9 protein-coding genes and 1 tRNA gene are annotated in these 9,562 nt (G+C 63.6%); 5 read left to right on the top strand and 5 right to left on the bottom strand.

Features of this window, described 5'->3' with window-relative positions; genetic code table 11:
* From B3D39_RS14785 to B3D39_RS14800, 4 genes are all read right to left on the bottom strand, one after another.
* Positions 1-212: pseudouridine-5'-phosphate glycosidase (locus B3D39_RS14785; protein WP_286789840.1), on the bottom strand; the 212-nt coding region annotated here is incomplete at its 3' end.
* Positions 209-1,111: a PfkB family carbohydrate kinase gene (locus tag B3D39_RS14790; RefSeq protein ID WP_274963367.1), complete on the bottom strand. Its 903-nt coding sequence runs from the start codon at positions 1,109-1,111 to the stop codon at positions 209-211. The genes B3D39_RS14790 and B3D39_RS14785, both read right to left, overlap by 4 nt.
* Before the next feature lie 51 nt (positions 1,112-1,162).
* The gene (locus tag B3D39_RS14795) at positions 1,163-1,657 is read right to left on the bottom strand and encodes a disulfide bond formation protein B (protein WP_232621596.1); all 495 of its coding nucleotides are present in this window, start codon (positions 1,655-1,657) and stop codon (positions 1,163-1,165) included.
* Between the two features lie 8 nt (positions 1,658-1,665).
* Entirely contained in the window at positions 1,666-2,244 is a 579-nt protein-coding gene (locus B3D39_RS14800; RefSeq protein WP_078520707.1) for a YqaA family protein, read from the bottom strand.
* 135 nt (positions 2,245-2,379) lie between these two features.
* Here B3D39_RS14800 and B3D39_RS14805 point away from each other — a divergent pair, with 135 nt between their 5' ends.
* From B3D39_RS14805 to B3D39_RS14820, 4 genes are all read left to right on the top strand, one after another.
* Entirely contained in the window at positions 2,380-3,246 is an 867-nt protein-coding gene (locus B3D39_RS14805) for a KPN_02809 family neutral zinc metallopeptidase (protein WP_083076888.1), read from the top strand.
* Between the two features lie 46 nt (positions 3,247-3,292).
* Positions 3,293-3,376: transfer RNA gene (locus tag B3D39_RS14810), tRNA-Leu, on the top strand.
* An 869-nt stretch (positions 3,377-4,245) separates the two neighbouring features.
* Positions 4,246-6,522 carry a Hint domain-containing protein gene (locus tag B3D39_RS14815; RefSeq protein WP_274963368.1) on the top strand — a complete coding sequence of 759 codons (2,277 nt, stop codon included), beginning with the start codon at positions 4,246-4,248 and terminating at the stop codon, positions 6,520-6,522.
* A 212-nt stretch (positions 6,523-6,734) separates the two neighbouring features.
* On the top strand, positions 6,735-7,472 hold the full coding sequence (locus B3D39_RS14820; protein WP_274963369.1) for a Hint domain-containing protein: 738 nt from the start codon (positions 6,735-6,737) through the stop codon (positions 7,470-7,472).
* 86 nt (positions 7,473-7,558) lie between these two features.
* Here B3D39_RS14820 and B3D39_RS14825 read toward each other — a convergent pair whose 3' ends face one another.
* Positions 7,559-7,804, bottom strand: coding sequence for a DUF1127 domain-containing protein (locus B3D39_RS14825; RefSeq protein WP_253732491.1), 246 nt, complete (start codon positions 7,802-7,804; stop codon positions 7,559-7,561).
* Positions 7,805-7,834: 30 nt separating this feature from the next.
* Between B3D39_RS14825 and B3D39_RS14830 the strand changes: the two genes are divergently transcribed.
* Positions 7,835-9,253, top strand: coding sequence for a PLP-dependent aminotransferase family protein (locus B3D39_RS14830; RefSeq protein WP_274963370.1), 1,419 nt, complete (start codon positions 7,835-7,837; stop codon positions 9,251-9,253).
* Positions 9,254-9,562 lie beyond the last annotated feature (309 nt).

Raw genomic sequence — 9,562 nt, forward strand, 5'->3', positions numbered from 1 at the left:
TCCAGCCCGATATGGATATTGCCGCCCATCACCGCGATCGTCGCGGGCACCGCGCCCGCCTTGCGGATCTCCGCCTCGACCGCCTGCGCGGTCTCGAGGTTCTGCGGATAAGGCATCCCGTGCGTGATAATCGTCGATTCCAGTGCGACGATCGGACGGTTTTGTTCTTTCGCGTCAGCGACTTCGGTGGCGAAGGTGAGGGGGGCGTTCATGTGGCGAGTTCTCCGGAAACATAGCGCGCGGCGGCGGTCAGGGCGCTCTCGAGCGCCTCCTTGCGGTCCGCGCCGCGCTGTTCGGCCACGAGATGCGCGGCCATGAAAGTATCGCCCGCGCCGGTCACGCGGGTCACGAGGACAGGGGGCGGGGCGGAGGAAATCACGTTGCCTGCCACAGCGCTGCCGTCGGCGGCCGCCTTGCCGCCATCGGTCACCAGCACGCGTTGCGCTCCGCGCTCCAGCAGGGTCTCGGCGGCATGCTGGGCGCTGTCGAAGCGGCCTTGGCACAGAATGCCCGCTTCTTCGAGATTGACGTAAAGCGTCGCCGCGGGATGGGCCAGCAGCGGCGTCAGCCGTTCCGCCTTGCCGGGGCTGGCGGGGGCCACGCGCAGATCGGCCTTGGCGAAAAGCGGCGAATGCGCGATCTGGCTGAGCAGCGCCTCGGTGAGATTGCCGTCGAGCGCGATGGCGCCGGTCCACGGCTCGTTTTCCGTGCCGAGCCGCCCATCCGCGAGCGGCGCGAGGATCTTCTCGCCCGCAGCCTCCAGCGAATGCGCATCCGCGATGGCCGCAATCAGCCCGTTCGCGCCCTCGATCGCCATATAGCGGTCGGTCGGCAGATCGTCGGAGCGATACAGATAGTTGCAATCGACGCCCAGAACCTCGGCGGACTGGATCAGGTCGTTGCCCTGACTGTCGCGCCCCAGCGCGGTCAGAACCGCAGGTTTCAGCCCATAGCGGCGCAACGTCATCGCGATATTCATCGCGACCCCACCGGGCAGCCGCTCGATCCGCCCCGGCACGTCGGAGCCTTCATGCATATGCACCGAGGCGCGGCCGATGATGTCCCACAGGACCGAACCGATGCACAGAATATCAGGTCTGGATTCGCTCATGCGCGGTTCTTGGCGCGGTTTCCCGGGCGGAGCAAGGGGCTTTGCCCCCGCTCAGGCGCGGCGCGATTTCAGGAAGGCCCAGAGCCAGATGCCTGCCAGCACGAGCGAGCCGACCGCGTTGAGGTTCGCCATCGTAATGCCGAAGATGTCCCACGGGATCTCGTCGCAGCGCACCAGCGGGGCCTCGTTGATCTGCTTGAGCAGGTCGGCGGCGGAGACGGTCGTGTCGACGGCGCTCGAGGTGCAGTCGGTGGGGCCCTCGAAGATCTTCCGCTCGACGCCCGAGTGATAGAAGCCGATGACCGAGGTGGTCAGCGCGGCCAGCATCCCGAGAAGGGCAGTCCAGCCGGGCAGGCGGAAGGTGAGGATCACGATCCCGATGATTGCGGCGGCCAGATGCGGCCAGCGTTGCAGCAGGCACAGATGGCAGGGCGCGTAGCCGAACGCCTGAAAGACGAAGGCCCCGGCGAGCACGAAGGCGGAGCCCGCGGCGGCGAAGCCCACGAGGCTGCGGAAGGAGGTCAGGGTTTGCATGCGGTCTTGCATCGGGGGCCTCAGAGATATTTCAGAAGATAGAACCCGCCGATCAGCAGGATGACGAAGATAGTAAAGAGCGGACCGAGCCAGCGCTCGATGAAGGTTTTGATCGGTTCGCCGAATTTCCACAAGAGCCCCGCGACCACGAAGAAGCGTAGCGCACGGGCGACAAAGGAGACGCCGAGGAAGAGCACCGGGCTCAGGTTCGTGGCGCCGGCGAAGATCGTGATCACCTTGTAGGGGAAGGGCGTGACGCCCGCGATCAGCACGGCCCATCCGCCCATTTCGTTGAACCGGGCGGCGAGCGAGTTGAAGTCGTCGGCCTTGCCGTAGAAATCCAGCACCGGCTTGCCGATCGCATCCATGAAACCATAGCCGATCAGATAGCCCAGACAGCCGCCCGCGACCGACGACAGGGTCGCCACCAACGCGATGCGCCATGCCGCCCAGGGCCGCGCGAGGATCATCGGGATCATCAGCACGTCGGGCGGGATCGGGAAGACCGAGGCTTCGATGAAGGCGACAGCGGCGAGATACCACATCGCATGCGGGTGGCTCGCGCGGGCCATCGTCCAGTCGTAGATGCGGCGGATCATGGCGGCATCCTTTTCCTTGCTGCTCGGTTCGCTTCATCTCCTGCGCGGGCCGCAAGGTCAAGTCACGCGCGTTGCACCTTTGCTTTTCCCGGCCTCACGCTAGACTTCACATAAAAGCGAGGGAGGCATTCGCGAATGCAATGGCGAGGGCGGCGCGGCAGCCGCAATATCGAGGACCGGCGCGGCCAGCGCAGGGCAGGGGGCGGCGCGATCCGTCTGGGTGGCGGTGGCCTGGGCGTCGTCGCGATCGTCGTGGTGGCCTATTTCCTCGGGATCGATCTGACGCCGCTGCTTGACGGCGGGTCGGGCGGCTCGGGGCAGGTGGTCACGCAATCTGGCGAACTGAGCGATCGCGAGAAGGCGATGGGCGATTTCGTCTCGGTGACGCTGGCCGATACCGAAGAGGTCTGGCAGGGCGTGTTCCAATCCGATCTGGGGCGGCAATACGATCCGGCGGTGCTGGTCCTCTATAGTGGCATCACGCAATCGCCCTGTGGCAATGCGAGCGGCGCGACGGGGCCGTTCTACTGTCCGGGCGATCAGAAGGTCTATCTCGACACGGCGTTTTTCGACACGCTGAGCCAGCAGCTCGGTGCGCGGGGCGATTTCGCCGCCGCTTATGTGGTCGCGCATGAGGTGGCCCATCACGTGCAGGATGAGCTGGGGATTCTCAGTAAGGTTAATGAAGTGCGCGCGCAAAGCTCCGAGGCTCAGTCCAACGCGCTCTCGGTTCGGATCGAGTTGCAGGCCGATTGCTTCTCGGGGATCTGGGCGCGCCGGGCCGAGGATCAGATTGGCGCGATAGAACCGGGTGACATCTCCGAGGCGATGAACGCCGCCGCGCAGATCGGCGACGATACGCTGCAGCGCGAGGCGGGCAGGGTGCCGATGCCCGACAGCTTCACCCATGGCAGTTCCGCCCAGCGGCAGCGCTGGTTCGAGCGGGGCTATCAGAGCGGCGATCTCAAGCAATGCGACACGTTTTCAACGCGTAACCTCTAAGCGTACTTGCCTCGGGCGCGGCTGCGCGCTAGAGGACTCGAACTGGGCCCGAGTGGCGGAATGGTAGACGCAGCGGATTCAAAATCCGCCGCAGCAATGCGTGTCGGTTCGAATCCGACCTCGGGCACCAGACCTTCCGAAAATGATCGATCCATGCGCCGACGGTGATCCGACCGGTGCGCTTTGCCGTGTCCTGCGCGGGTGTTTTCCGTGTCCGGGGCCGCTCTGTCCAAATCGGGCGAAATTGGGGCAGACCCCGGCATCGTGATACGTGGTTATCAAAAGATGATTCGGGGAAATCTCGTTTCGTTCTCAGAACAAACGGGCATCAGATGCCGGATTGCGGCAATGTTGAGGACAATTGGGACATATTCGCGGCAGAAATATGGTCGCGATTTAGGCCGCTCCGGGAAACAAATCGATTAAGGTATTGTCGCTAAATTGAAGACAGTTTTTCGCCTTTTAAGACAGGCCCCACAATCGGCGCACAACCCTTAGTTTAAATGTGGCAAAACTTTGGCAAGTTTTCCGACAAAAAGATAGGTCGATCTTTTGCAAAATAGAAACGTCGTTTGAAAACAGGCACTTCGCGATTCGGATTATTGGTGCTTGTTTTTCAAGCAATCCCCCGAAATGAGGCAAGAAAGCGGCAAATTCCCCTTTTCTTTGTGGCGATCAGAAGGGCAAATTGAGGCCAAGCCCTGCTGGGGGGCTTTTGGCCATGGGGGTGGCCGAAGAGAAGAGTTGTCGAAAGAGAGCTCGCCCGGCGCTGCCAAGGGGACCGATCCATAACGGCCTCGACCTTTAGGGCAAAGGAGACGCGGAGCGATCTGCGGCGACTTTGCTGGCAGCGCCCGCGCGCGCTGACGCTGGCCAATTCTTCTCGACATTCACGTTCGGACTTCGGGTCCGGCCACGTCATGGCGCTGCCGCTTTGCGCCAAAGGGAAGACACGGCGCGGGGCCATGGAGCCAAGCGGACGGTAAAGGAGAGTTGGGGATGACTTATTATTACTATCATCACGACGACGATGATTGCGACAAGAACTCCGATCCGAACGCTGTCAACGACAGCGCGAACGTGAAGTACAACACCGCGCAGACGATCGCCGTGCTCTCGAATGACAGCGATCCCGACAGCGATCCGCTCAAGGTGACCTGGGCGAGCGATCCGGCGCATGGCTCGGTCACGGTGAATGCCGATGGCACGATCACCTACACGCCCGATCCCAACTATTCCGGCACCGACAGCTTCACCTACCAGATCTATGACGGGCAGGGCGGCTACGACACCGCGACCGTCACTATCGACGTGAGCGCGCCCGACGGCATCGTCGAAGGCACCTCCGGCGGCGATCTGATCGATGACGAATATACCGGCGATCCCGAAGGCGACATGGTCGACAATAACGACGCGATCCTGCCGGGGGCCGCGCCGAATGACGACTACATCATCGCGGGCGACGGCAATGACACGGTCTATGCCGGTCAGGGCGACGACTCCGTCGAGGGTGGCAATGGCAACGACCTGATCTTCGGCGAGGGCGGCAACGACACGCTCGAAGGCGATGCTGGCAACGACACGATCTATGGCGACAACGATCCCGCGGGCGGCCCGGCCTGCGATCCGGTTTCGGAGACCGTGGACTGGAGCCATTTCCAGACCGATTGTGGTGAGGTCAAGGACCAGACCGTCGATCTGGGCGAGACCAAGGTCCATTTCGACTTCCAGTCGCAGGATTACGGTGCGAAGGCGACTCTGACCACCGCCGCGCAATATACCGAAGCGGGTGAGAACTTCGACAGCTGCTCGGCGCTGCAACTCTACGGTGCGGGCGGCGATTGCGGGGACGGCGTCTCGCCGACCTCGACGACCGTTCTGACCTTCTCGTCGGACAACAGCGACTACACCGGTGAAGTTCAGGGGCTGAGCTTCCGGATCAACGATCTCGACCGTTCCGACAGCTATGACGATCACGTTGATATCGTGACGCTTTCCGCGGTCGATGCCGATGGTAACCCCGTCGACATCACGATCGACCCCGAGGGCAACCAGACCGTCACCGACAACGGAGACGGCACCTATACGATCACCGGTGGCGATCAGGACACCGGCTATCTCGATCAGGACGACAAGATCGGTTCGGTCAAGGTCACCATCAACGATCCGACCGCGAAGCTGACCATCGCCTACTCGAACGGTGGCGATACGGATCAGGCGATCTCGATCACCGACATGACCTATGACACCTGCCCGGTGGAAGACGACCCGGGCGAGCCCGGCGATGACAGCATCATGGGCGGTCTGGGCGACGACGTGCTCTACGGTCAGCAGGGCGAGGATACGCTGGAAGGCGGCGCGGGGTCGGACAGCCTCGACGGCGGCGAAGGTAACGATACGCTCGATGGCGGCGCGGATGCCGACACCGTCTATGGCGGCGACGATCGCGACCTGTTCATCGTCGGCTCGTCCGAGGACGGCATCGGCGACACGCTGGACGGTGGCGAGGGCGGCGACGATTACGACACGCTCGACCTGCAGGGCGCAGGCCCGCTGCGCGTCCACTCGACGGTCACCGATTACGACCCGGTCTCGGGTGTCAGTACCTATGCCGGGACGGTCGACTTCCTCGATGGCAGCGGCAATGTCACCGGCACGCTCGAATTCTCCAACATGGAGGATGTCATTCCCTGCTTCACGCCGGGCACGCTGATCGCGACGCCGCGCGGCGAAGTTCCGGCTGAGACGCTGCGCGAAGGCGACAAGGTTCTGACCCGCGATAACGGCATTCAGGTGGTTCGCTGGGCGGGCCGCGCCGAGATGAGCCGCGAGCGCCTGCAGCACGCGCCGCATCTCAAGCCGGTGCTGATCCGCAAAGGCTCGCTGGGCAACGATCTGCCCGAGCGCGACATGATGGTCTCGCCGAACCACCGGATGCTCGTCGCAAACGACAAGACCGCACTCTATTTCGAAGAGCATGAGGTTCTCGTCGCAGCCAAGCATCTCGTCGCCAATCAGGGCGTCGACACGGTGGAGACGCTGGGCACCAGCTACCTGCACTTCATGTTCGATCGTCACGAAGTGCTGCTCGCCAACGGTTCCTGGACCGAAAGCTTCCAGCCCGGCGATCAGACACTGGGCGGCATGGGCAACTCGCAGCGTCAGGAGATATTCGAGATCTTCCCCGATCTGCAGACCGCAAAGGGCCGCGATGCCTATCATGCGGCGCGCAAGACGCTGAAGAAGCACGAAGCGAACGTGCTGCTGATGAGCTAGGTCGCGCGCCCTATCGGGGCCGCGCCCAAGCGAAAATAGCGACCGCGTCCGGGCTTTCCCCGGGCGCGGCGTTTTTTTTGTGTTGTTTCCGCGACTTGAACACTTCGTTTCCGCTACTCCACACGTAGAAGTGGTGAAACACGTTTTCGCCTTAGAGTTTTGTCGCTATCGTGTCATTCTGGATCTCGACTGTTGGGAGGCAGGAGGATCGGATGACGCGGAGCATGCGCGCAACGGATATCGCGGAGATTTTGGCGCAATCGCCGGCTCAGGGCCTGCGCTGCACCGCGATGGCGCGCACCGAGGCTCTGCGTCTCGAATTCGACAGCCATGACGAGACCGACGGCCATATCAGCGGCTATGACGCGGCGGGCGAGACGGTGTTTTCCGGCCCCATCGCGGCGTTCCGCGCGGCCATTCCCTGCGTCACACCTGAGACGAGCGTAGCGACCGAGGCCGGTGGAGTCGCTGCGGGCGATCTGCGCCCCGGCGCGCGGCTCGTGACCCGGGATTCCGGCGTTCAGGTGCTGCGCTGGATCGGGTCGCGGGTCTTCACCGCCTCCGATCTCGCGCTCAATCCGCTGCTGCGCCCGGTGTGCATCCGCGCGGGCGCGCTTGGCGAGGGGCATCCGGCGCAGGATCTGCGCGTCTCGCCCAATCACCGCTTGCTCGCGCCATTGCGCGGAAATGTCGTGATGGCACAGGAGCTTGTCGGGTTGGACGGGGTCGAGGTCGATCACGCGGAGGGCGGCGTGCGCTATCTGCAGCTGCTGCTCGACGCGCCGGAGATGCTGCTTTGCGAAGGGCTGTGGGTCGAGAGTTTCCGCCCCGAAACCGCCATGCTGGCAGGTTTCGATGCGGCGCAGCGGGCGGAGTTGCTGTCGCTACGTCCCGATCTGTCGCGGCGCGATGCGGGGGCCGCACCGGCCGAGATGCAGTCCAGCGACTGAGCTTTCATTAAACGGCAAAAAAGAGCCGGGCGCGAGGCCCGGCTAAAATACGATTCCGGTCAGGGGAATTGCCCGGATCGTTCGCGTCACAGGAAGCGGCGCCCTTCTTGCCGGGCAATCTCCCGGCTGATTCCGATATCTTCGAGCAGATGGTCATCGAGTTTCCCCAGCGCCATCCGCGAACGGCGCGCTTCGAGGACGCGCGCAACGCGCGCGATCAGGCTCAGACGGCCATGACGGGCGGGAACGGGACGGGTCCGCGACAGGGTAAACATTGTGATGCCTTTCTGTATTGATACAATGTGATCTTTGTTGCTATAGAAGGGATACAATGACTCCTTTTAGGCAACCAGAGAAATATTGTGACTGATACAAGCTGGTCTCCCGAACTCGCCCATATCTCCGGCCCGAAATATCTCGCGCTGGTGCGCGCGCTGCGCGAAGGCATCCGCCGCGGTGATCTCAAGCCGGGAACGAAACTGCCTACAGTCAGGGACTTGGCGTGGTCTTTGGGGGTGACGCCGGGCACCGTGGCGCGGGGGTATCAGATCGCCACGCAGGAAGGGTTGCTGGAGGCCAAGGTGGGGCGCGGCACCTTTGTATCGACACAAACCCAGCGACTCGGCCCACGTGAACCCCTTTATCGCCATACCGGAGAGGATATCGACGCCACCCCGGACGATCTGGTCAATCTCAGATCGCCACAATTGCCCGATGTCGGCCAGACAAAAGCGCTACAATGGGCGATGACCGAAGCCGCCCGCGACATCGGCAAGACCTATCTGCAATATCCCGGCCTGCGCCGCGACGCCTATTGCCGCGAGGCGGTGATGGACTGGTTCCCGAAGGATTGCTCGCTCGCGTCGGAGCTTAATGCCGACGACCTCGTGCTGACCCATGGCGGGCAGAACGGGATCAACCTCGTGATGCAGACCTGCCTGCGCGGCGACCGCCCAGGCGTCTATATCGAGGAGCTGGCCTATCCCGGCTTCCGGCACGCGGCGCGTCTGAACCGCGCCGAGGTGCATCCGGTCGCGATCGACGCGCAAGGGATGGTCCCCGATGCGCTCGACGCGGCCTGTCGCAAACATGGCGGCCAGATCGTCTGCATCACGCCCGATGCGCAGAACCCCACGGCGGGGCGGATGGATGCCGCGCGCCGTGAAGCGCTGGCCGAGGTCGCGCGCCGCCACGATCTGCAGATCATCGAAGACGATTGCTACACCGCGCCGGTCACGGGCTTGCCGAGCTTCCGCGTCATCGCGCCGGAGCGCAGCTGGCACGTCACCTCGCTGTCGAAGACGATCTCTGCCGGGATGCGTTTCGGCATTGTGGCCGCGCCCGAGGGCATGGGCGAGGTGGGGCGGCTAGCCGCCCAGCACAGCTTCTTCGGTCTCGCGCGTCCGATCACCGACATGGTCGCGCTGCTGTTCGAGAGCGGCGAGGCGATGCGCCTGCGTTACGCCGCGCAGGAGGAGATGGGGCGGCGGCTGCAGATGACGGTGCAATCGCTGGCGGGTCAAGATTTCAACTGGCTGCCGGGGCTGAGCTTCCTCTGGCTGAAACTGCCGATGGGCTGGCGCGGCTCCACCTTCGCGCGCATGGCCGAGATGGAAGGCGTGCTGCTGCGCTCGGCCGACGAATATGTCGTGCAGGACGGGCAGGCGCCCAACGCGGTGCGCATCGCGATGGCGGGCTCGGTGCCGGAGGAGCGCTTCCGCACGGCTTTGCGCACGCTGACGGGTCTGCTGGAGCGGATGCCCGACGATCTGCCGGTCTGAGGGCCGAAGCCTGACACAGCGCCGCCGAAGCGTACTGCACAAAATTACGGCACCTGCCTTGCCCTTACGCGAGTAGGGGCGCTTGCCCTCTTTTCACGCCCGCGCCCTTGTGCTTTCGTGACATCCAACGACGCCCGAGACGGGTGCAAATCGGGAGAGATGGATGGCGGGTAAAGGGGAGAGCTGGCTGCGCAGCGAGTCCGCGCAGGGCTATGCGTTGATCTCGCCGCCCTTCCTCTATGCCGTTCTTTTGCTGGCCGCGCCGCTGGTCACGATCCTTGCCTATTCCTTCTTCCAGGACGGCTATCT

The organism is Thioclava sp. UBA3469, from assembly GCF_002378135.1.
In the GTDB taxonomy this organism is placed as follows: Bacteria; Pseudomonadota; Alphaproteobacteria; order Rhodobacterales; family Rhodobacteraceae; genus Thioclava; species Thioclava sediminum.